General features: G+C 56.5%; 22 protein-coding genes. 1 reads left to right on the top strand and 21 read right to left on the bottom strand.

Going from position 1 to position 22,171, the window contains the following annotated elements; genetic code table 11:
- Positions 1 to 53: 53 nt before the first annotated feature.
- The 16 genes from ACT3TC_RS03285 to trmJ form a co-directional block, all read right to left on the bottom strand.
- Positions 54 to 857 carry a M48 family metallopeptidase gene (locus tag ACT3TC_RS03285; protein ID WP_444628059.1) on the bottom strand — a complete coding sequence of 268 codons (804 nt, stop codon included), beginning with the start codon at positions 855 to 857 and terminating at the stop codon, positions 54 to 56.
- 206 nt (positions 858 to 1,063) lie between these two features.
- Positions 1,064 to 1,678, bottom strand: coding sequence for a hypothetical protein (locus ACT3TC_RS03280; protein WP_444639100.1), 615 nt, complete (start codon positions 1,676 to 1,678; stop codon positions 1,064 to 1,066).
- 177 nt (positions 1,679 to 1,855) lie between these two features.
- Positions 1,856 to 3,259, bottom strand: coding sequence for a ribosome biogenesis GTPase Der (der, locus tag ACT3TC_RS03275; RefSeq protein WP_172118611.1), 1,404 nt, complete (start codon positions 3,257 to 3,259; stop codon positions 1,856 to 1,858).
- The gene (gene bamB, locus ACT3TC_RS03270) at positions 3,256 to 4,422 is read right to left on the bottom strand and encodes an outer membrane protein assembly factor BamB (protein WP_444639099.1); all 1,167 of its coding nucleotides are present in this window, start codon (positions 4,420 to 4,422) and stop codon (positions 3,256 to 3,258) included. The genes der and bamB overlap by 4 nt, the downstream gene beginning before the upstream one ends.
- Complete coding sequence (locus tag ACT3TC_RS03265) at positions 4,422 to 5,078, bottom strand: YfgM family protein (protein ID WP_444639097.1); 657 nt, start codon at positions 5,076 to 5,078, stop codon at positions 4,422 to 4,424. The genes bamB and ACT3TC_RS03265 overlap by 1 nt, the downstream gene beginning before the upstream one ends.
- A gap of 81 nt (positions 5,079 to 5,159) precedes the next feature.
- On the bottom strand, positions 5,160 to 6,455 hold the full coding sequence (gene hisS, locus ACT3TC_RS03260) for a histidine--tRNA ligase (protein ID WP_444639096.1): 1,296 nt from the start codon (positions 6,453 to 6,455) through the stop codon (positions 5,160 to 5,162).
- A 45-nt stretch (positions 6,456 to 6,500) separates the two neighbouring features.
- Entirely contained in the window at positions 6,501 to 7,616 is a 1,116-nt protein-coding gene (gene ispG / locus ACT3TC_RS03255) for a flavodoxin-dependent (E)-4-hydroxy-3-methylbut-2-enyl-diphosphate synthase (protein ID WP_444639095.1), read from the bottom strand.
- Between the two features lie 8 nt (positions 7,617 to 7,624).
- Positions 7,625 to 8,608, bottom strand: coding sequence for a RodZ domain-containing protein (locus ACT3TC_RS03250; protein WP_444639094.1), 984 nt, complete (start codon positions 8,606 to 8,608; stop codon positions 7,625 to 7,627).
- 35 nt (positions 8,609 to 8,643) lie between these two features.
- Positions 8,644 to 9,381: a type IV pilus biogenesis/stability protein PilW gene (pilW, locus tag ACT3TC_RS03245; RefSeq protein ID WP_172118617.1), complete on the bottom strand. Its 738-nt coding sequence runs from the start codon at positions 9,379 to 9,381 to the stop codon at positions 8,644 to 8,646.
- A gap of 100 nt (positions 9,382 to 9,481) precedes the next feature.
- On the bottom strand, positions 9,482 to 10,666 hold the full coding sequence (rlmN, locus tag ACT3TC_RS03240; protein ID WP_193055282.1) for a 23S rRNA (adenine(2503)-C(2))-methyltransferase RlmN: 1,185 nt from the start codon (positions 10,664 to 10,666) through the stop codon (positions 9,482 to 9,484).
- A gap of 83 nt (positions 10,667 to 10,749) precedes the next feature.
- Positions 10,750 to 11,175 carry a nucleoside-diphosphate kinase gene (gene ndk, locus ACT3TC_RS03235; RefSeq protein WP_087106555.1) on the bottom strand — a complete coding sequence of 142 codons (426 nt, stop codon included), beginning with the start codon at positions 11,173 to 11,175 and terminating at the stop codon, positions 10,750 to 10,752.
- 184 nt (positions 11,176 to 11,359) lie between these two features.
- Positions 11,360 to 11,686 (bottom strand): HesB/IscA family protein, encoded by a 327-nt coding sequence (locus tag ACT3TC_RS03230; RefSeq protein WP_444639093.1) that lies wholly within the window; start codon positions 11,684 to 11,686, stop codon positions 11,360 to 11,362.
- Between the two features lie 31 nt (positions 11,687 to 11,717).
- On the bottom strand, positions 11,718 to 12,893 hold the full coding sequence (locus ACT3TC_RS03225) for an aminotransferase class V-fold PLP-dependent enzyme (RefSeq protein ID WP_444639092.1): 1,176 nt from the start codon (positions 12,891 to 12,893) through the stop codon (positions 11,718 to 11,720).
- Positions 12,894 to 12,947: 54 nt separating this feature from the next.
- Positions 12,948 to 13,415: a Fe-S cluster assembly transcription factor gene (locus tag ACT3TC_RS03220; protein ID WP_444639091.1), complete on the bottom strand. Its 468-nt coding sequence runs from the start codon at positions 13,413 to 13,415 to the stop codon at positions 12,948 to 12,950.
- A 78-nt stretch (positions 13,416 to 13,493) separates the two neighbouring features.
- Positions 13,494 to 14,333 (bottom strand): serine O-acetyltransferase, encoded by an 840-nt coding sequence (gene cysE, locus ACT3TC_RS03215; protein ID WP_087106562.1) that lies wholly within the window; start codon positions 14,331 to 14,333, stop codon positions 13,494 to 13,496.
- A 145-nt stretch (positions 14,334 to 14,478) separates the two neighbouring features.
- Positions 14,479 to 15,216, bottom strand: a complete 738-nt coding sequence (gene trmJ, locus ACT3TC_RS03210) for a tRNA (cytosine(32)/uridine(32)-2'-O)-methyltransferase TrmJ (protein ID WP_444630160.1) — start codon at positions 15,214 to 15,216, stop codon at positions 14,479 to 14,481.
- 197 nt (positions 15,217 to 15,413) lie between these two features.
- On the opposite strand from trmJ, the gene ACT3TC_RS03205 reads away from it, so the two are divergent.
- Positions 15,414 to 16,208, top strand: a complete 795-nt coding sequence (locus ACT3TC_RS03205) for an inositol monophosphatase family protein (protein WP_444630159.1) — start codon at positions 15,414 to 15,416, stop codon at positions 16,206 to 16,208.
- A gap of 159 nt (positions 16,209 to 16,367) precedes the next feature.
- Here ACT3TC_RS03205 and secF read toward each other — a convergent pair whose 3' ends face one another.
- From secF to queA, 5 genes are all read right to left on the bottom strand, one after another.
- A complete protein-coding gene (secF, locus tag ACT3TC_RS03200) occupies positions 16,368 to 17,294 on the bottom strand; it encodes a protein translocase subunit SecF (protein ID WP_172118622.1) in 927 nt (308 codons plus the stop codon).
- A gap of 79 nt (positions 17,295 to 17,373) precedes the next feature.
- Complete coding sequence (gene secD / locus ACT3TC_RS03195) at positions 17,374 to 19,227, bottom strand: protein translocase subunit SecD (RefSeq protein WP_087106568.1); 1,854 nt, start codon at positions 19,225 to 19,227, stop codon at positions 17,374 to 17,376.
- A gap of 132 nt (positions 19,228 to 19,359) precedes the next feature.
- Positions 19,360 to 19,686: a preprotein translocase subunit YajC gene (yajC, locus tag ACT3TC_RS03190; protein ID WP_193055290.1), complete on the bottom strand. Its 327-nt coding sequence runs from the start codon at positions 19,684 to 19,686 to the stop codon at positions 19,360 to 19,362.
- 112 nt (positions 19,687 to 19,798) lie between these two features.
- On the bottom strand, positions 19,799 to 20,917 hold the full coding sequence (tgt, locus tag ACT3TC_RS03185) for a tRNA guanosine(34) transglycosylase Tgt (RefSeq protein WP_087106573.1): 1,119 nt from the start codon (positions 20,915 to 20,917) through the stop codon (positions 19,799 to 19,801).
- 73 nt (positions 20,918 to 20,990) lie between these two features.
- Positions 20,991 to 22,022, bottom strand: coding sequence for a tRNA preQ1(34) S-adenosylmethionine ribosyltransferase-isomerase QueA (gene queA / locus ACT3TC_RS03180; RefSeq protein ID WP_444639090.1), 1,032 nt, complete (start codon positions 22,020 to 22,022; stop codon positions 20,991 to 20,993).
- Positions 22,023 to 22,171 lie beyond the last annotated feature (149 nt).

The raw sequence follows: 22,171 nt of genomic DNA, 5'->3' as shown, positions 1-22,171 counted from the left end.
AAAAAAGGGCCGAGATGGCTCGGCCCTTTATCGTTAAAAATAAAAGCAAAGAGTTACGGGCGCTGGCAGTTAGGCGTGTGCCCGCTGTTGCGCGCCTGCTCGTAGGTGGCAAGCGCTGTGTCCATATTGGCTTGTAGGCCCTCAATACGCTGTCCCTGGCTTGGGTGCGTCGACATCCATGCCGGTGGCGCGCCACCGCCCGAGGCGGCCTGCATGTTTTCCCAGAGCGTAACGCTTTGACGCGGGTCAAAGCCTGCCTGTGCCATCAGGTCCAGGCCAATCACATCCGCTTCGCTTTCATGGCTACGTGAGAACGGCAAGGCAATGCCGTATTGCGCGCCCATGCCCAGCACGCCCATCAGCTGTTGTCCGCCAGGGGTTTGCATGCCCGATGCGCTGGAAATAACCGAAAGCCCTAGCGACGTGGCGTTTTCGGTCGATGCCCGCTCATTGGCGTGGCGGGCAAGTACGTGACCAATTTCATGGCCTACCACGGAGGCTAGTTGATCCTGGTTGGTGGCAACATTCAGCATGCCGGTATTGACCCCCATATAACCGCCAGGCAGTGCGAAGGCGTTGGGCTGTTCGGCTTCAAATACCCGGATTTGCCAGTCAAGGTTACGCTGTTCAGCCGGTAATACATCCACGATGGCGCTGGTGATGCACTGCACATAGCGGTGGCTTGCCTGGCCTGCGGTAGGAATATCCTGCTGGTACTGGGCGAATGCCTGTTGGCCCATCTCGTTAAGCTGGTCATCAGAAAGCAGCAATAATTGCGAGCGTCCGGTAGGGGACGTTGAACAGGCCGCTAAAGAAGCGCATAGCGCAGTAACAGCAAAGGGACGAAGCCAACGCATGAGATGATTTCCTTAAAGATGATTGAATTCCATGCACACAAGATAACCACTGTGCAGGGTAAATCAATCCCCTTGTTGTCACTTAATGCACTTGAGGACAGGGATTGAGGCTAGGGATAAACGCTGAACTGAGCCGACATTTAACCAGATGACTTGACCACGTGGAGCATTGGCTAGCCTCTGTTGCCATGCCGGGCAGAAACAGCTTAACGCTGAGGGAGTAGCTGACCATCTTCACCCACATTAAGGCGAATGGTCGGTGTGAGTAGCCCCGCCGGTAGCGTCATGCCTAGGCCGCGTAAATCGCCCGGCGTGATCGCAAGCTCACTGCCTGCGGGTAGTGAGCCTTGAGAGGCAAGCTGCTGGACCAGGTTCAGCATTGGCGCCATTTTTTGGGCATCGGTGCCCAGGATGTCAAATGCCACCGGCAGGCGTAGATTGGCGCCGTCGCCCGAGGTTAATGAAACATCCTGGGTATACTCCCCTTCCACGGGGTCAACACCTGGCATGTCCAGCGTCCAGTTAAAGCCTGACATGGCTACTGCCGGCATTCCCGCAGGCAGCCCAAGGCCCATTGCGAGTGTTGCCTGAACCGGCAGGCTACCCATGCCCAGGCTTGAAGCCAGCAGGCTGGTCAAGTCGCTGGTATCCAGGCCTGCGTCAACGGAGTAGGGGCCAATACGCACATCCTCCACGCCGAGTGAGGTAATGGCCAGGCGAAAGGCAAATAGCCCCGTTTGGGGGAGTGCAAGGCAGCCGGTAAGCAGGCTTGCCAAGCTCAGCATCACAAGCCAGCGCCAGTAACGAACGGCATATAACATAAGGTTCCCTCCTGAGAAGGGTGGTGGCGGCAAGCGCCGGGGAGCATGAGCGAGAAGCGCGGCTATTTGAGGGGCCGCGCTGGTTTCTGTCAAGCAGCTTTGTACACGTTAGCTTAAAACAAAAAACGCCTGCTTAAACAAGCAGGCGTTATTACTGTGGGATAGCGTATGGCGCGGTTAGCGACGGCTTTTCCGCGCATCTTTGGTGCGGGTAAGCTCGCGCTTTTTAGCTTTCTCTTTATCACTGGCCCCGGCCATAGAGTCAAACGGGTTATCGCCTGAGCGGAACTCAAACCGCATGGGCGTGCCGCGCACCTTCAGCACTTTACGGAAAGTATTGATCAGATAGCGGCGATACGCTTCAGGAACCGACGCGGTCTGATTACCGTGCACAACGATAATCGGCGGATTACTGCCGCCCTGGTGGGCCATACGCAGCTTAATACGCCGCCCGTTAACCATCGGGGGCTGGTGCTGGCTGACCGCATCCTGTAACAGGGTCGTCAACCGGTTGGTCGACCAGTGTGCGTTGGCCGCATTAAATGCCCGCTCAATGGAGGGGTATAAATCACCCACTGCGGTACCGTGCAGAGCTGAAATAAAGTGCATTTCAGCGTAGTCGGCAAAGCCCAGGCGGCGCTTGATATCGGCACGCATCTTGTCTTTTGCTTCGCTCTCCAGACCATCCCACTTGTTGATCGCCAGTACCAGCGCACGCCCTGTTGTTAGCACGTAATCCAACAGGTGAAGATCCTGCTCAACCAGGCCGCTGCGGGCATCCAGTACCATCACCGCCACATGACACTCTTTAATCGCGTCAAGGGTTTTGATAATAGAAAACTTCTCGGCAATCTCGCTAACGTTCTTGCGGCGGCGAATACCGGCGGTGTCGATCAACACATACGGCTTGCCGCGGCGCTCGAAAGGAATCTCGATAGCATCACGCGTGGTACCGGCTTCATCGAACACCACGACACGATCTTCACCCAGTAGGCGGTTGACCAGCGTGGATTTGCCCACGTTGGGGCGACCAATGACCCCAATGCGGATGCCTTTGGAGCCGATATCCGCTGGAATGCTGGGGTCGCGCTCGGGAAACGGCTCAAGTACGGTATCAATCAGCGTTGAAACGTTACGTCCGTGCGCGGCAGCAATGGCCCAAGGGTCGCCAAGGCCCAGCTTCCAGAAGTCGGCCATGGCCGAGTGCTCTTCCAGACCATCGGTCTTGTTCACCACCAACCAGGTTTTTTTCTGGTTAACGCGTAGGTGGTTGGCAATCGCTTCATCCGCTACGTTAAGCCCGGCACGGGCATCGACCAGGAACAGGACAATATCGGCTTCATCAATCGCGGCAAGCGACTGTTCTGCCATCGCCGCATCAATGCCTTCCTCATCACCACTGATACCGCCGGTATCAATCACCGTATAGGCTTTGCCGCCCAGCATGCCGTTGCCATACTTGCGGTCGCGGGTGAGGCCGGGAAAGTCGGCCACGAGTGCATCACGCGAACGCGTTAGGCGGTTAAACAGTGTCGATTTGCCCACATTGGGGCGACCGACCAAAGCAATGACGGGTGTCATGGAGTGACTTCCAGGGTTTCCAGACGACCATTGTCGGCCTGGACATGAATGGTGCTGCCATCAGTAATGGGGGACACGCTAATGCCGGATTTATGCACCCGGGTGCGGCCCACGATGTTACCTTCACGCGCGTCGATCAAATGGACATAACCTTCAAAATCGCCAGCCACGATACGGCCATCAGCAAAGGCTGGGGCGGTAAGCCAGCGATCTTCAAGTTCATTGTTACGCCATATTTCTTGGCCATTTTCGGCATCAAGCGCGACGAGGTGGCTGTCGTCGGTAACCACATAAAGATAGTTACCCACCATCAGCGGTGAATGGCGGCTAGAGAGATTACTTTCCCAGAGTACGCTGCCGCGTGTGGCTTCCAGTGCCACCACGCGACCGTTGTAACTGGTGACAAACAGGCGGCCGTCAGGCGTAATCAGCGGCTGGCCGGCAATATCGACCAGTCGCTCAACTTCGCTACGGCCACTGGGGGTGGCGATTTGCATATCCCACAGCGGCTGGCCGCTACGGTTATCAAGCGTGGCCAGGCGTCCGTTTGCGAGGCCGACGAAAGTGACCGGGTCAATGACCATCGGCGTCCCGGTACCGCGAAGGGTAAGGGCAGGCTGAGAACTGGTATAAACCCAGCGCTCCTGGCCGTTGGTGCGGTCTAGCGCCGTTATCTGACCATCAACGCTTTGCACGACCAGCAATTGCTGGTTGGCTTGAGGCGCGGCCAGCACTTCGCTGGATACTCTGGAGCGCCAGCTGACGCTGCCATCGCGTTGATCCAGTGCAATTACTTCACCGTTGCGAGTGCCCAGGTAGACCTGGCCTGCAATCGCGGTCAGCGCGCTGGAGATCGGTGTATCAAGCTCTACGCGCCACTCACGATTACCGGTATTAGCGTTTAACGCCATGACCAGGCCTTGTGCATCGGCGGCAAAGATCGTGCTGCCTTCACGGGAAGGGGCGATAGGGTAACGCGCACGGCCCAAGCCGCTGCCGATATTCTGGCGCCACTGGGTGGTCAGATTTGATGTTTCATCAAAGCTACGCAGCTCTTTGGGCGTATACGCGGGTTCGCCTTTATTGGCGCAACCTGCCAGCAGAGCAATGGCTACCGCACCTAGCGTCACGCGCATGATCTGTTTGGAAAGACGCAGATTCATTATTGTGTCGCCTCCTCGGCGCCAAGATCGTCAAGCTTGAATGGTACGCCGTAAAGCGTTTGGTCGAGGTTCTCTGCAAGTTCCTGCGCGTTTTGCCAAGCGCTCCGCGCCTGGTCGGTTTGCCCAAGAGCTGCGTAGGCGTCACCGCGGACGTTGGCTTGCTGCGCCGCCAGGGCTTCGCTGATCGGCTCATCCAGTAAAGCAAGTGCCGCGTCAGGATTGCCGTTGGCGACCTCAATGCGTGCCAGACGCAGCCAGGCCAGGCTTTGCACATAGCGACGCGATGAGTTATCGGCTACCTGTTCAAGAGAGACCTTTGCCGCATCGATATCGCCCTGCTGTACGGCTAACCGAGCGTCCATAAGCAGCGCCAATTCAGCATAGAGCGTTTTGCCATAATCGTCGGTAAGCTCGCTAATGAGCTCGCGGGCGCTGGCCGTTTGCTGCTCATCCAGCTCGTTGGCCATGGCAACGTTGATCAATTGCTGGTAGCGCACCGAGGCGGCTTCCGACTGACCTTGCTGATAGTTTTGCCATGCATTCCAGCCAAAGACGCCCGCAGCAGCAAGAGCGGCACCTGCAATCAGAGAGGTTCCATTCTCTTTCCACCAGCGCTTAACGATGTCCAGCTGCTCTTCTTCGCTTCGATCCGCCACGGGCGGCCTCCTATTGCATAAAATCGCCGCAGCACAGCGGCGATTAGTTATTTGTAAGCGCACAGCGCCTGTTCGGTTGGCTTAGTGGGCCAGCAGGTCGCCTAGCGTGGCAGAAAGTGCCGCTTGGCTCACGCGCTGCTGTTCGCGGTCATCGCGCAAGAACTTAAGCGTGGCGGCGTGTTCGGCCAGTTCGTCCTCGCCCAGCAGGATGGCGATGGGCGCAGCGCTTTTATCGGCCTTTTTCATGCGGCTCTTAAAGCTACCACCGCCGCAGTGCAGTTGAAGGCGCAAGTCGGGAAGCTCACTACGCAGCTGTTCGGCAAGCGTGAGCGCGGCAATCGTTGCGTTATCGTCCATAGGCAGGAGATAGACATCGCAGCCGCCCAGGGCTTCGTCCGGTACCAGGTTTAGCGTCTCCAGCAACAGGATTAACCGCTCAATACCCATGGCGAACCCAACCGCCGGGGTCGGTTTGCCGCCCAGCTGTTCCACCATGCCATCGTAACGACCGCCAGCACATACCGTGCCTTGGCTACCCAGCGCACTGGTGGTCCATTCGAACACCGTACGGCAGTAGTAGTCGAGCCCGCGCACCAGGCGAGGGTTGATCACAAAGGGGATGCCCGCCGCATCCAGCATGGCTTTCAGCTGCTCGAAGTGTTCGCGCGACGCATCATCAAGATGATCCATGAGCTGCGGGGCGCCGTTGAGCATGTCCGCCATGGCCGGGTTTTTAGAGTCCAGAATGCGCAGCGGGTTGCTGATCAAACGGCGCTGGGAGTCCTCGTCGAGAATCTCGCGGTGCTGCTCAAAGTAGGTCACCAACTTATCGCGGTAGGCGGCGCGCGCCTCTGACGAGCCCAGCGAGTTAAGCTCAAGCGTGACATGCTCAAACAGGCCTAGCTCTTTCCACAGGCGCGCCGAGAGCAGAATCACTTCGGCATCGATATCCGGCCCTTCAAAGCCGTATGTCTCAACACCTACCTGATGAAACTGACGATAGCGGCCTTTTTGAGGGCGCTCGTGACGAAACATCGGACCCTGGTACCAAAGCCGTTGGGTCTGGTTGTAGAGCAAGCCGTGTTCCATCGCTGCACGCACGCAACTGGCGGTGCCTTCAGGACGCAGTGTCAGGCTATCGCCGTTGCGGTCGTCGAAAGTGTACATCTCTTTTTCGACGATATCGGTCACTTCACCAATCGAGCGGGCGAACAGCGCTGTTTGCTCGACAATCGGCGTGCGAATTTCATCGAAGCCGTAGCGATGCATTAACTGACGTACTTTGGTCTCAAAAAATTGCCAGCGAGGACTATCGCTGGGCAACAGGTCGTTCATACCACGGATGGCTTGAATCTTTTTAACAGCGGACTTGCTCAATGAAAACTCCTCGTTCTGCATCCTGGCTGATGCATGGCCCCGGCATTAAACGCTGCGGGCGATCATGTCATCTTCTTGCTGCTGTTTTTGGCGCACTTTTTCGCGGATCATCCGCTCAAGATCATCCACCAGGTGGTCGTTACGCAGTTTGCTGGCCGGTTTGCCGTCGATATACACCAGGTTGGCGGGGCTGCCGCCGGTCAGGCCAATATCGGTCTCTTTTGCTTCACCCGGGCCGTTAACGACGCAGCCAATCACCGAAACATCCAGCGGCGTCATGATGTCTTCCAGACGCTCTTCAAGCTGATTCATGGTGCTGATAACGTCAAAGTTTTGGCGTGAGCAGCTGGGGCAGGCAATAAAGTTGATGCCCTTGGCGCGCAGGCGCAGGCTTTTGAGCATATCAAAGCCGACTTTAATCTCTTCTATCGGGTCGGCGGCAAGTGACACACGAATCGTGTCGCCGATACCATCCATCAGCAGCATACCCAGGCCAATAGACGACTTAACGGTGCCCGAGCGCAGCCCGCCTGCTTCGGTAATACCCAAGTGCAGCGGCTGCTCAATGCGCATGGCAAGGTCACGGTAAGCCGCAACGGCCATAAACACATCAGAGGCTTTTACGCTGACCTTGTACTCTTGAAAATCGAGCCGATCCAGGTGGTCGATATGGCGCATGGCGGATTCCACCAGCGCGGCAGGCGTGGGCTCGCCATACTTTTTCTGAAGGTCTTTTTCCAACGAACCGGCGTTAACGCCAATGCGGATAGGAATGCCGTTATCACGTGCGGCACTCACCACCGCGCGTACGCGGTCTTCACGGCCAATATTGCCGGGGTTGATGCGCAGGCAGTCAACGCCTAGCTCCGCGACGCGCAGGGCGATCTTGTAGTCAAAGTGAATGTCGGCCACCAACGGCACACCCACCTGCTGCTTGATTTTGCCAAAGGCTTCGGCGGCGTCCATGTCCGGTACGGAGACGCGTACGATGTCAGCACCGGCTTTTTCCAACTGCTGAATCTGCCCAACGGTAGCCGCCACGTCCAGCGTGTTGGTGTTGGTCATGCTCTGTACGGAAATAGGCGCATTTCCGCCTACCGCCACATTGCCGACGTGAATCTGGCGGGACTGGCGGCGTTTTATCGGAGAAGGGGCGTGCATAAGACGGGTCACTCTCCCAGGGTGAATCGGGCGACATTGTTGGCGCCTGCGCGTTCTGCAAGGTTGATCTGCTCACCTTGGTAACGCAGTACGACGCCAGTGGCGTTTCCTACGGTTAAACGAAACGGTGGCACACCTTCAACGGTTACATTGGTGCCGGGCGTTTGTAAGCCAACAAATACACGTTGATTGTTGGCATCGAAAATTTCAGTCCAGGACTGCTCGTTAAACGTGAGCTCCATCTGGCCTGGGTTGCCTGCCGGGGCCGTTGCCGCTTCCTCGGTGGCACCTTCATCAGCATCTGCTGCATCAGTGTTGGCCGCATCCGTATCTGCCGCAATATCAAGCGCGGCAGACTCGTCGACTGTCGCGGTCTGCTCCGCGTTATCGGTAGGCAGCGTTTCACTATTACCAGCGGTATCACCCGTGGCCGTATCGTTTTCCGGCTGGGCGGGTGAGGTGATGGTGGGCTGCTGAGGCGGCGTGGGCTCAGCGCCGGTATCCGATACCGGCGGTACTTCGCTACCTTCTTCAACGCTGGACGTCTCATTAAAGCCAGGCGGCTCGCTGCCACCACGGCTCTGCCACCACATGACGGTTACGCCGATCAGGCCAGCAATCACCAGCAAGGTCACCAGCTTAAATAGCCAGGCGCCCAGCTTTGAGGGGGGCCGACTAACCGCCACCGGAATAACTTTTCGCTCGGCATCCGCGGCGCCATAGCGCTCCTGGTAAGCGTCCAGGATCATATGCTCGCTCAGACCCAGGTATTTGGCGTAGGAGCGCAGGTAGCCACGACGGTAAGCAATAACCGGAATTTCGTCATAATGATCATGCTCAAGGCCATCAACGACGGCCGGGCGTAAATTAAGCGCGCGCGCTGCCTCTCCAATGGGCACGCCGAGCTCTTCTCGTTGGCGCAAGAGCATCTCGCCGGGAGAGGAGGTGGTACGGGAGGAAGTAACGCTATCTTGTAACTGTGTGTCGCTCATGGCTGAGCATCCTTAAAAATTAAGTGGTCAGGGCGTCAGTTCATAAGGCCAAGCTGGCGCTGGTAATCGGCTGCCGTGGCATGGTCGCCTTGGGCATGAGCGATATCAATTGCCATTTCCAGCGCTGCCCGGTCTGGCCCGGCCAACTGCAAATAGGTGTGCAACGGTGACCAGGCCTCATGGTAATTTCCCTGTGAAACTTCCAGTTCGGCTAACGTCAAGTACCCCCGCGACTGCCGCGGGTCGATACGCTGCGCGCGGGCTAAACGCCCACGCGCTTTATCAAATTCTTCCAGCGCCAAATAACATTGGCCCAGGTTGGTAAAAAGCTGGGCACGGTTGGCGTACTGGGCATCGTTAGATGCGTTTTCCAACTGATCGCAAGCGGCAGCAATATGCCCCTGCTGATACAAAAATGCCGCGTAATTATTGCGGGCACGGGTAAATGTCGGGTCGGCGTCGATCGCTTGTTTAAAATATTGGTCGGCAAGTTCGATGTCGCCCTGCTGTTGATAGACCATGGCTAAGGCCTGCAATGCTTTGGCATGGTGCGGGTCGATCTCCAGCGCGTGACCCAGGGCGGCGCGCGCCCGTGGGAGATTGTTGCGCTCCAGGTAGGCAACGCCGAGCTGCGTATAGGCATCCTTGGCGTCATTGCTTGCCTGAGAGGGTAACGTGTTTGATGTGGCACAACCGGCGAGCCATACGCTGCTCAACAGTACAGCGAACATGGGCACCCTAAACGGGTTAAAACGCCTGTAGTGACAGATCATGTTGATCCTCATGGTGTAAATAGCTAACTAACCGCCAGCACAACGAATAAACTGTGTCCATCAAAGCGCTGTGCTCGTCGGAAGTCAAGATAAGCACCGTTTAGTCAGCGTCAATCTGTACCGATTGGATATAGCGAGCGCTGCGCTTCGTCCGGTCTTTCACGCGTCCCACTAACTGACCGCAGGCTGCGTCGATATCCTCACCCCGAGTCATACGAACCGTCGCGTTATACTCCAAATCATACAGCCACTGTTGAAAGCGCATGACCTGGTTGCGTGATGGTTTTTCATATCCTGAATTAGGAAACGGGTTAAACGGTATCAAATTAATCTTACAGGGCAACTCTTTAAGCAGCGCGGCGAGCTGTTCGGCATGCTCTTGCTGGTCGTTAACATCCTTGATCAGCGTGTATTCAATAGTGACCTGGCGATTGTCCGGGCACTTGGACAGGTAGCGATGACACGCATCCAGCAACATTTGGATGTTGTATTTGCGGTTGATCGGCACCAGTTCATTGCGCAGCTCGTCTGTCGAGGCATGCAGCGAAATAGCCAGGCTAACGTCCATCTCGTCGCCGAGTTTGTCGATCATCGGCACAACGCCTGAGGTCGACAGCGTAACGCGGCGCTTGGAGAGCCCGTAGCCGTTGTCATCCAGCATTAACTTCATGGCCGGCACTACGTTGTCAAAGTTGAGCAGGGGTTCGCCCATGCCCATCATGACCACGTTGGTAACCGGGCGGTTAGCGGTGTCACGGCGCGGCCCGACGCTGCGCTGTGCAACCCATACCTGGCCAATGATTTCGGCGGCGGTAAGGTTACGCTGAAAGCCCTGTTTGCCGGTGGAGCAGAAACTACAGTCCAGCGAGCAGCCCACTTGAGAAGAGACGCACAGCGTACGCCGCTTGCCGTTCTCAGCGGGAATCAGCACGGTTTCAACGTAGCTGCCATCCTCTACTTCTAATACCCACTTACGGGTACCGTCGGCTGAGGTGCCTTCGTAAATAACGCTGGGACCACGAATTTCGGCCACTTTTGCCAGCTTTTCGCGCAACGGTTTGGACAGGTTGGTCATCGCGGTGAAGTCATCGCTACCTTCCTGGTGGATCCACTTCATCAACTGAGCGGCGCGGAATTTCTTCTCGCCAATCGACAAAAAGAACGCTTCCATCTGTTCGCGCGACATGCCAAGCAGGTTCTGGCGCTCAGGCGCTTTTGCCGCTGGCGTTTCACTGTCAGGCGCAGATTGGGGAGCGGGCGTATGTTGGGCTACGGTGGTGGTCATGGTGGTCAGCGTTCTAGAAAGGGCGGGGGCCAGGCCCCCGCGAAAATGGCCGGCAACGAATGTTGAAACGGCGCCGCTAAAAATTAGCGCGGGCAGATTTCGTCATTACCGAAGAAGTAGCTAATTTCGCGCGCAGCGCTTTCTGCAGAATCGGAACCATGGACAGCGTTAGCGTCGATTGTTTCCGCGAAGTCAGCACGAATAGTGCCCGGAGCCGCTTCTTTAGGGTTGGTAGCACCCATCAGGTCACGGTTTTTGGCAATCGCGCCTTCACCTTCAAGTACTTGAACAACCACCGGGCCGGACGTCATGAAGCCCACCAGGTCTTTAAAGAACGGACGCTCTTTGTGCTCGGCGTAGAAACCGCCCGCTTTCTCTTCAGAAAGGTGGGTCATTTTAGCGGCAACAACCTGCAGGCCGGCTTTTTCAAAGCGAGCGATGATGTCGCCAATGGCGTTTTTGGCAACGGCATCGGGCTTGATGATAGACAGAGTGCGTTCAGTAGCCATGTAAATATCTCCTTGAGGCCTTTAGAGAAAGGGATAAAGCAGAAATTGCCGCCTCGGCAAACCGGGGCGGCGAAGGAAAATCGTTTCGGCAAAATGACGGTAGTGTCCACCGATTACCGAGTGGGCGCGATTATAGCGCCTCAAGCGGGGGTTGAATACCGATGATGACATTGGCGCCTACGGTTTACACAGTAAAGCTTTCACCGCAGCCGCATTCATCTTTAACATTTGGGTTGTTGAACTTGAAAAAGCGGTTCAGCCCTTCGCTGACATAGTCCACTTCGCTACCATCCAGCATCTCAAGTGCATCAGGTGACACATAAACGCTGGCGCCGTGATCTTCAAAGAGAACTTCGTCACTACCGACTTCATCGGCAAAGTCCAGCACATAGCTGTAGCCCGAGCAGCCGCTGGGCTTGACCGACACACGCAGACCCAGGCCTTGGCCACGTTCATCAAGCACATGGCGGATCTGTTGTGCGGCAGCTGGGGTAATGTTGAGTGTTGACATAAGGCGTGCTCCTTGTAAAAGCGCTAGCCGCTTAGCGTGGCAGTGTTCGTAAACCGCTCACCGCATGGCGAATGAGGGTTAGCGCGTGATCAATATCGTCTTGCGTGGTGAAGCGTCCAAAACTAAAGCGTAGCGATGAAAGTGCTAGCGTGCGCGGAACGCCTACCCCAAGTAAGACGTAAGAGGGGTCAACGCTTGCCGAGTTGCAAGCGGAGCCGGTAGAAACGGCCACATCGCGCAGGGCCATCAACAGCGACTCACCGTCGATGCCTTCAAACGCGAGGTTCAAGATATTGGGTACTGCGCGGTCAAGCGGAGTATTGGCCACCACGCCATCCAGCGTTTCAAGCCCCTTTAAAAAGTGCTGTTGTAGGTGCGTGATATGTGCCTGATCGTTAGCATGCTCTTTTTGTATTAACAAAAATGCTTCACCCATCCCGGCAATTTGATGCGTTGGGAGGGTGCCGGAGCGCATGCCGCGCTCATGCCCGCCACCGTGAATCAATGCCTCAAGGCGAATGTCCGGGTGGCGTTTTACATACAGCGCGCCCACGCCTTTGGGGCCATAGGTTTTATGCCCGGAAAGGGACATTAAATCGATCTTTTGCGCCACCACGTCCAACGGGATTCGGCCAACGGCCTGAGCTGCATCGGTATGGAAAACCGCGCCAAATTCATGAGCGACCTCGGCAAGCGCGGCAATATCGTTAATACTGCCTAGCTCGTTGTTGACCGCCATTAACGAAACCAGTGCGGTGTCATCACGCATGGCAGCACGTAGCATCTCCGGCGAAATGGTGCCGTCGTGCGCGGGTGTAAGCCAGGTAACGTCAAAGCCTTCGCGCTCAAGCGCAACCGCTGTATCAATGATTGCCTTATGCTCAATGGTAGAGGTAACCAGGTGCATGCCGCGTTCACGGTTGGCACGCAGGTAGCCAATCAGCGCCAGGTTGTCAGCTTCCGTAGCACCGCTGGTCCAGACAATCTCACGCGGGTCGGCGCCAATGGTATCGGCTACCTGGCGACGCGCCTGCTCCACCACCTGTTCAGCCTGCCAGCCCAGCATATGGCTGCGCGAGGCAGGGTTGGCAAATAGCTGGTCAGCGGTCAGGTAGCGCTGCATAACCTCGGCCACGCGGGTATCCACCGGCGTAGTGGCGGCGTAATCCAGATAAATAGGCAGTGAAGGTGTGGTTGTCGTTGTCATGAAGACCCGCTTAATTTAATAGCGCCAGGGCAGCGGTAATAACGCCCTTGGCCATTACGGTGATGAGGCGAGAATACCCGCTTCAACGCGATTTTTTTGCCGCGAGGCGATACGTAGAACATCGGGGCGCTGCATCAATTGGGCAAGGGTGATGTCATCAAGAAAATGTCGAATCTGGCCGGATAGTTCGCACCACAAGTGGTGGGTCAGGCAGGTGCTTCCCTGCTGACAGTCGGATAATCCTTGGCAGCGGGTGGCATCTACCGTTTCATCAACGGCATCAATGACTGCTGAAACGCTAATATCGGCCGCCGGTTTGGCCAGCAAATAGCCGCCGCCCGGGCCGCGAACGCTGCGGACAAGCCCTGAGCGGCGCAGGCGCGCAAACAGCTGCTCAAGATAGGAGAGGGAAATCTCCTGACGCTGCGAAATATCCCCCAGACTGGTCGGGCTGAGCTCGCCGTTCAGCGCCAAGTCGAGCATGGCGGTAACGGCGTAACGGCCTTTGGTAGTTAAACGCATGACAGGCACCTCGGCGCTGAACGTTCAGCGTGCTCCCGGCAAATGTGCTGCCATTATGGGAAAGCCTGAGTAGTTTGGTCAACCTTTAGCCGGAGGCGGCGTATTGTCATCTGAGCTTTTGGGAGCGCAACCGGTATCGTTTTCATCCAGAATATCGGCGAAGTCTTCATCGCGCAGCGCGGGCAGGCTTCCTTCATGGTAACTGCCATCAAGCTTACGCAGCGTTGAACACATTCGTTCAATGCGCTCATCCACCGCGTGCATGTGATCCAACATTGCCTGCATGGAGCGCGCCACCGGGTCGGGCATGTCCTGGCTGACACCGTAGGCGTCAAAACCAAATTTTTGGCAGATGGCCTCGCGACGAACCGGGTCTACCTCTAGCGCTTCTTCAACATCGGGGTCGGTGCGTTTAACAATCTTGCCGGGAATGCCCACCACCGTTGCGCCAGGCGGTACTTCCTTGGTGACCACCGCGTTCGAGCCAACCTTTGCGCCAGCACCCACGGTAAAGGGACCGAGAATTTTAGCCCCCGCGCCGACAATAACGCCATCCTCAAGGGTGGGGTGGCGCTTGCCCTTGTTCCAACTGGTGCCGCCGAGAGTTACACCCTGGTACAGTGTTACGTTGTCACCAACCTGCGCGGTTTCTCCAATAACGACCCCCATACCATGGTCGATAAAAAAGCGCCGGCCGATAGTGGCCCCTGGATGAATTTCGATGCCGGTCAGCCAGCGGGAAAACGTCGACAGCGTACGGGCCAGCCATTTCAGGTTTTTTTTCCATAGCCAGTGACCGCAACGATGAATTAACAGCGCGTGAAGGCCGGGGTAGTTGGTCAGTACCTCTAAAAAATTGCGGGCCGCCGGGTCGCGGTCAAATACGCTGTTAATGTCTTCACGTAGGCGTTGGAACATGAGTGATCCTTGGTCAGGGCTGGCACGCGGTCATTTAAGGCATCGCGGATGACGTAACGCATCGTTCATCGTTAGCAGGATAGCGAGGTTGGGGCGCGGGTGCGTAACTTCAAGTTATGCCTCACCCCAGGTTTGCGGATGCCGGTTATTGTTTGTCTGCTGATTTTTCCGTTGCGGTTAAAATGCCGCGTAAAATGTTCATCTCCATTTTTTCGGGGCGGGCGCGCAAATAGAGCCTGCGTAGCCGCGCCATCAGCTGACGAGGTTGGGCCGGGTCATGAAATTCAATGGTAATCAGTGTGCGCTCCAGATGCTCGAAATAACGCTCCAGTTCTTCGTGGGGCACTAGCTCATCATCAGCATCAGGAGTGGGCGCTGCGTCCTGCTGGCTTAACCAGGCCATGCGGCTCTCGTAGGCAAGCACCTGTACGGCGGCGGCCAAATTTAGCGAGCTAAAGTCAGCATTGGTGGGGATATGGACATGGGCATGGCAACGCTGCAGCTCGGCGTTGGTCAGGCCGCTATCCTCCCGGCCAAACACCAGTGCGACGCGTGATGTTGATGCCTGACATTCGCTGGGTAGGCGGTCTGCCAGTTCGCGCGGTGACAGCATGGGCCAGGGCAGGGTGCGTGAGCGCGCACTCGCGCCAACGGCCAGCGTGCAGTCGGCAACGGCGTCTTCAAGCGTTGGATGTACGCTGGCCTGATGGAGTAGATGATCCGCGCCGGAAGCGCGCGAAATGCTGTCCTGAGTAATGATCTCGCAGCGCGGAGCTACCAGCGCCAAATCGGCCAGACCCATATTGTGCATGGCGCGAGCAACGCCGCCGATGTTGCCTGGATGGCTGGTGCCGATTAAAACGATACGAATGCGCTCAAGCATAATGATAGGGCTCGATAAATGTGAACAGGGCTTGATGAAGAACAGGGCTTGATACTGAACATAGCGAACAAACGCGGAAAACGAGCAGTTTAGCACGAGTCGATAGCGTGCCCGAGAGGGGTCTGCTAGAATTGCGCGCCATAGGCAATTATTCCTTCGCCTAACGTTCTTTAACATCACTGTGACAAGGCCCGATCATGAATCCGATGGTCCAATTTACGTTGCGCGCAGCGCGCAGCGCAGTTGAACAGTTTCAACGTGTTCGTGAGCGTATCGAAAACGCTCATGAAGAATCCAATCTTGACCGTCTGCTTGAAGACACGGCGCGCAAGGCCGAGGCGACCATTGTCCATCAGTTGGAGCGTGGCTACCCCCAGCACGGCTATGTGGGTCGCTACACCTCGCATAAAGCGGGTGAAGACGAAGGTAGTGAGACCGTTTGGAAGATCGAACCCATTCATGGCTACTCTAATTTAGCGGTAGCGGGTAAAGGCTTTGCTCTCTCAGTGGTGTGTCTGGTTAAAGGCCGCCCGGAACACGCGGTGGTTATCTCACCGTTTGGCGATGATGAATATATCGCCAGCCGTGGTCGTGGCGCTCAACACAATGGCAAGCGTATGCGGGTTAGCAAACCCACCGCGATTACCGGTACGCGTTTAGCCATGAGCCTGCCCGAAGCGTGGCTGCGTCCTGGCAACTTGCCGGCATTTCTTACCGTTACCCAACAACTTGCACCTCAGGTAGAAACTCTTGTCGCGACGGGCTGTGGCCTGCTGGACATGTGTGAGCTGGCCAGCGGCCGAGTGGACAGCGCCTTTGTGCTGGGTATGGAAGAGCAGGATATGCAGGTGGGTACGCTGTTTTTGAAAGAAGCCGGTGCGCTAATGGGCACGCCCGATGGTCAGCCGAGCGTTAAGGTGGAAGGCCAACTGATGGCCGCTGGTCCACGTCTTTACAAGGCGCTGATCAAACAACTGGCGCCGCATTTTTGATGGGCTGGTAGTAAATGAATAGTTGGAAATGAATGGCTGGTAGTTAATAGCACGCTGTGAATGTTGAGTGGTAGACGTTCCAGGTTGCCAGCCAACCACTAAAAAGGCTCTGCCGGGTTATCCCGGCAGAGCCTTTTGTCGTTATACAAGAACGGTTTGTTACGGCAGCTCTTCTTCCTCTTCATCAAGCTCTTTTTTGGTGGGGATCAAGTCCTCACGCGAAAGCTTGAGTGGCAGAAGCAGCGCGCCAGAGATGTAGATGGAGGAGAACGTGCCGACGCCAATACCGATCAGCAAGGCGATAGCGAAGTTCTCGATCATATCGCCACCGAGGATTAACAGGGCAAACAGTACCAGCATGGTCGTGCCGGAGGTTGCCAGCGTGCGCGATAGTGTGGCGTTGATGGCTTCGTTGATGATCTGCGTCATATCGTCGATACGTGACGTACGGATATTCTCACGAATACGGTCATAGACGACGATCGTGTCGTTCAATGAGTAGCCGATAACCGCCAGAATCGCCGCCAGCACGGTCAGGTCGAACTCAAGATGAAAGAGTGCGAACACGCCCACGACGATAATCACATCGTGAAGCAGCGCCAACAGCGCACCGATGGCAAACTTGTACTGGAAGCGGAAAGCGACATACAGCATGACCACACCGAGCGCGACCAGTAGGCCAAGGCCACTTTGATCGCGTAGCTGATCGCCCACCTGGGCGCCAACAAATTCAGCGCGCACCAGAGTAACGCTGTCGCCGCTGGCACTTAGCAGGTTGACAACGTCGCTGCCAACGTCAGGATCAAAGGCCTGTTGCAGGCGAATAAGCACCTCGGTTGATGCGCCGAACGTTTGTACAGAAACATCCTGGAAGCCGCTTTCTACCAGCAGAAGGCGAATGGCATCCAGCGAGGGTGCGGCGCCGTAGCGAACTTCGATCAGTGTGCCGCCAGTGAAGTCGAGCCCCAGGTTGAGCTGTTGGGAGAGCAGGGCGCCAATCGACACGATGAGCATCACGGCAGAGGCGATAAACGCAATATTGCGCCGCCCCATAAAGTCGATTTGCAGTTGTGATAGGGGTTTCATTGCCACCTCTTGCATTCGGGGCTGAGCACGTGGTTCAGATCCATGCTTTTTAAGTCTAGGTTCTTCAGATCCATATTGTTCAGATCCATAGCTTTTTGACGGGCCTGCTGCCATAGGTCAGGTTGACCAAGGCACGTGTCACCATTAGCGCGGTGAACATGGACGTCAAGATGCCGATAGACAGTGTGACCGCAAAGCCTTTGACCGGGCCGGTGCCAATCGAGAACAGAATGATCGCCACTAACAGCGTGGTAATATTGGCATCGACAATCGAGGTAAAGGCGCGCTCGTAGCCTGCATGAATGGCCTGCTGAATCGACAGCCCGTTACGCAACTCTTCACGTATTCGCTCAAAGATCAGTACGTTGGCATCCACCGCCATGCCCAGCGTCAGCACGATGCCCGCAATGCCTGGCAAGGTGAGCGTGGCGCCCAGCATCGACATGACCGCGACCAGAATTGTCAGGTTAAGGGCGAGCGCAATGTTGGCAAAAATGCCAAACACTTTATAGCGCGCCAGCATAAACAGCACGAGCAGCAGTAGACCCACCTGAACAGAGAGCAGGCCGCGTTGGATGTTTTCCGCACCCAGGCTTGGGCCGATAGTGCGCTCCTGTACAAAGTAGATCGGCGCCGCCAGCGCACCTGAACGCAGCAGAAGCGACAGCTCGGCAGCTTCAGTGGGAGAGTCGAGCCCGGTGATCCGGAAGCTGTTGCCCAGCGCGCTTTGAATGGTGGCGAGGCTTATCAGGCCGCGCTCTACATAAGGCTCACGCTCAATCGTCTCTTCGCCGGTCTCAGGGTCAATGACGACCGTATCTTCGCTCTTGTGCTCGATAAATAGCACCGCCATATTGCGACCAATATTGGTGCGCGTGGCGCGGTTCATCAGCGTGCCGCCAGTGCCATCCAGGTTGATATTTACCTGCGGACGACCGTTTTCATCAAAACTGTTACTGGCGCTGGAAACGCTGTCGCCGGTAATGATCACATCGCGCATTAGCTCAGCAGAGCGTGATGCATCATTACGGAATACGTGAGTTTCCGTTTCCATACTCGGCGTGTCGTTACGAGCTTCCAGGCGGAACTCAAGGTTGGCGGTCGCGCCCACGATCCGTTTGGCGGCCACTGTGTCCTGTACGCCGGGGAGTTCAACCACGATCTGGTTAGGACCTTGACGCTGCACCATCGGCTCGGCAACACCCAGCTCGTTCACCCGGTTACGCAGGGTGGTCAAGTTTTGGTTGATGGCGTAGTCCTGAATTTCGTTAATGGTCTGATCGCTCAGCGCCATCACCAGCCTGGAGGAGCGGCCGCTGCCTTCATTGGTATAGTCAAAGTTGGGGAAGTCACGGCTGATCAAACGGCGTGCATTGTCGCGGTCTTCAGTGCTTGCAAAGTCGATGGAGAGGGAGCGGCCTTCAACATCGGTATTGCGGTAACGAATACGCTCGCTACGCAACAGCTCGCGCATGGCGCTGGCATTCACTTCCAGGCGCTGGGTGAGTGCCGCTTCCATATCTACTTCCAACAGGAAGTGAACGCCACCGCGCAGGTCAAGCCCCAGTGTCATGGGGGAGGCGGAAAATGCTTGCAGCCAGGCCGGCGTGGCTTCTGCCAGGTTTAGTGCGACCGTCGCGTCATTGCCTAAAAGGTCGGCGGCAATATCGCGAGCATTGAGCTGGTCGTTGTCGTTACGCAGGCGAATCAGCCACAGGCCGTTAACTTCTTCGACGCCTTTAACAGCGATGCCGTTTTCGCCGAGTGCGTTCTCAACGCGTTCAATTTGGCGCTCATTCAGCGTTTCGCCTTGGGCGCTACTGAGCTGAATAGCGGGATCTTCGGGGAATAAGTTGGGAAGCGAATAGATAAGGCCAACCACCAGGACGACCAGTATCAGCAGATACTTCCACAGGGGGTAACGGTTGAGCATGCAAGCCCTGCCTTCAATTACAAACGGAATTGCTGTGCGGGGAGTCCCACGCACAGCAAAATTTACCATCGTATCTACCATGGCACCCCTGCCGGGGTGGCTGGCACTGAATCGGCAGGGGTGTTTTAAGCGTTAGATGGACTTAATGGTGCCCTTCGGCAGCACGGCAGCAACGGCGTTTTTCTGTACGTTGACTTCGGTGCCTTCAGATACTTCCAAGGTCAGGAACTCATCACTGACTTTGGTGACGCGGCCAACCAGGCCACCGCCGATCACGACTTCATCGCCTTTGTCCAGGCTGGTGACCAGCTGTTTGTGCTGCTTGGCACGTTTAGCTTGGGGGCGCCACAGCAGGAAATAGAAAATCAGCACAAAGCCGACCAACATAACGATTTGTGCGATGCCACCGCCAGCTGCCCCTTCCTGGGCATGGGCTGATGAGATGAAGAAATCCAGCATTGCAGAGAACTCCTGGGTTAAGACCCTTAATGGGTGAAAGGGTTAGAGGGGGCGCTAATTAACAATTATGTTGATAAGCGGCCCTTGATTCACCCGCCAGAGCGGGTGATGACTATTCGGCCAGGGGAGGCACCGGCAGGCCGCGCCGAGCATAAAAGCCTTCCACAAAGGTCGTCAATGTACCCGCTTCGATTGCCGCGCGCAAATCAGCCATTACACGCTGGTAGTAGCGTAAGTTATGGATGGTATTGAGCATCGAGCCCAGCATTTCATTGCAGCGGTCCAGGTGATGCAAATAGCCGCGCGAGAAATTCTTGCAGGTATAGCAGTCACAACCCTCTTCAAGGGGGCTGGTGTCATGGCGATGCTTGGCATTACGAATCTTGACTGTACCGTCAGCGGTAAACAGGTGGCCATTACGTGCGTTGCGGGTCGGCATGACGCAGTCGAACATGTCGACGCCCCGGCGCACGCCTTCCACCAGATCCTCCGGTTTACCTACGCCCATCAGGTAGCGTGGTTTATCGTCTGGCATCCAGGTGGGCAGGTAATCCAGCACCTTGATCATCTCTTCTTTGGGCTCGCCAACGGAAAGCCCGCCAATCGCCAGGCCGTCAAAGCCGATCTCCAAGAGGCCTTTGAGCGAGCGCTCGCGAAGCTCCGGGTGCATACCGCCCTGGATGATGCCGAAAAGCGCTGAAGGCGAGTCACCATGGGCATCGCGTGAGCGTTTGGCCCAACGTAGCGACAGCTCCATGGATTTCTCGGCTTCCTCGTAAGTGGCCGGGTAGGGCGTGCACTCGTCAAAAATCATGACCACATCAGAACCCAGCGAGCGCTGCACGGCCATGGACTCTTCCGGCCCCATAAAGACCTTGCTGCCATCTACCGGCGAGCGGAAGTGCACGCCCTGCTCGGTGATCTTGCGCGTCTCGCCTAATGAGAACACCTGAAAGCCGCCGGAGTCGGTGAGGATCGGCTTGTCCCACTGGGCGAAGTCGTGCAGGTCGCCGTGGGCTTCAATGACCTCGGTGCCGGGGCGCAGCCACAGGTGGAAGGTGTTGCCCAGAATGATTTCAGCGCCGATCTCCTTGATGGAGTCCGGCGTCATACCTTTTACCGTGCCGTAAGTGCCCACCGGCATAAACGCAGGGGTTTCGACCGTGCCACGGGGGAAGTGGAGGCGACCGCGACGAGCGCGGCCGTCGTCGGCCAAGCGCTCAAAGCGCATAAAGCATTCGTTTCGCATTGTGGTAACTCGTCAAAAAATCATCGGTAAAACGCTAAGGGCAGCGTAAAGGCGCTTAGCGGGTGAGCAGCATCGCATCGCCATAACTAAAGAAAGCGTAGCGTTCGGCAACGGCTTCACGGTAGGCGTTCATCATCGTGTCATAACCGGCAAACGCCGATACCAGCATCAAAAGTGTCGATTCCGGCAGGTGGAAGTTGGTAATCAACGCATCCACACAGCGCCACTCGTAGCCGGGGTAGATGAAAATATCCGTATCCCCGCTGTAGGGCGCTATCTGCCCATCGCTGCTTTTCTGGCAGGCGCTTTCCAAACAGCGCACGCTGGTGGTGCCGACGGCAATGACCTGGTTGCCTGCGGCTTGCGCCTTGCGTACCTGCTGGCAGGTGGCTTCTGACACCTCGATCCACTCGCTGTGCATATGGTGTTCAAGAATATTGTCCACCCGCACCGGCTGAAAAGTACCCGCGCCCACATGCAGGGTGACAAACGCGCTGTTGACCCCTTTTTCAGCCAGGGCATCCAGCAGCGGTTGGTCGAAATGTAGGCCCGCCGTGGGAGCGGCCACGGCGCCATCTCGGCGGGCATAAACGGTTTGATAGCGCTCGCGGTCGCTGAGTTCATCTTCCCGAGTGATATAAGGCGGCAGTGGCATATGGCCGTGCTGCTCCAGCAGCGCGATCATTGGCGTCTCGCCTAAAAAGCGAAGCTCAAACAACGCGTCGCGGCGGCCTTCCACCACGGCGTGAATATCACCTTCAAAGATCAGCTCGGTGCCGGGCTTGGGCGACTTGCTTGAGCGGATATGTGCCAGGCCCCGGTGGCTGTCCAGCGGACGCTCAAGCAGCATCTCCACTTTGCCGCCGCTGGCTTTATGGCCGTGCAGGCGGGCAGGAATCACTCGTGTGTCATTAAATACCAGCAAATCACCGGGGTTTAAACGTTCAAGAAGGTCCGTAAACTGGCGATGCTCAAGCGCGCCGCTCTGGCCATCCACGCACAGCAAACGGCAGTCGCTGCGCTGCTCAGAAGGGTAGCGAGCAATCAGCTCATCGGGTAGCTCGAAATAAAAGTCCGCGCGCTGCATGGGTTGGCTCTTAACGGTGGTCAAACAGGCGGCATAGGATACCCCCTTCGCTAGATAAAGTCAGTCAATGTGATTGACCTGTGTGGTTATCTCCGTATAATGCGCATCCATTGCCGGTGTGGCGGAATTGGTAGACGCAGCGGATTCAA

The organism is Halomonas sp. AOP27-A1-41 (assembly GCF_052378605.1).
Lineage (GTDB): Bacteria > Pseudomonadota > Gammaproteobacteria > Pseudomonadales > Halomonadaceae > Vreelandella > Vreelandella citrativorans.
The sequence above is the reverse complement of the archived record's forward strand: the minus strand, read 5'-3'. Positions and strand labels throughout refer to the sequence as shown.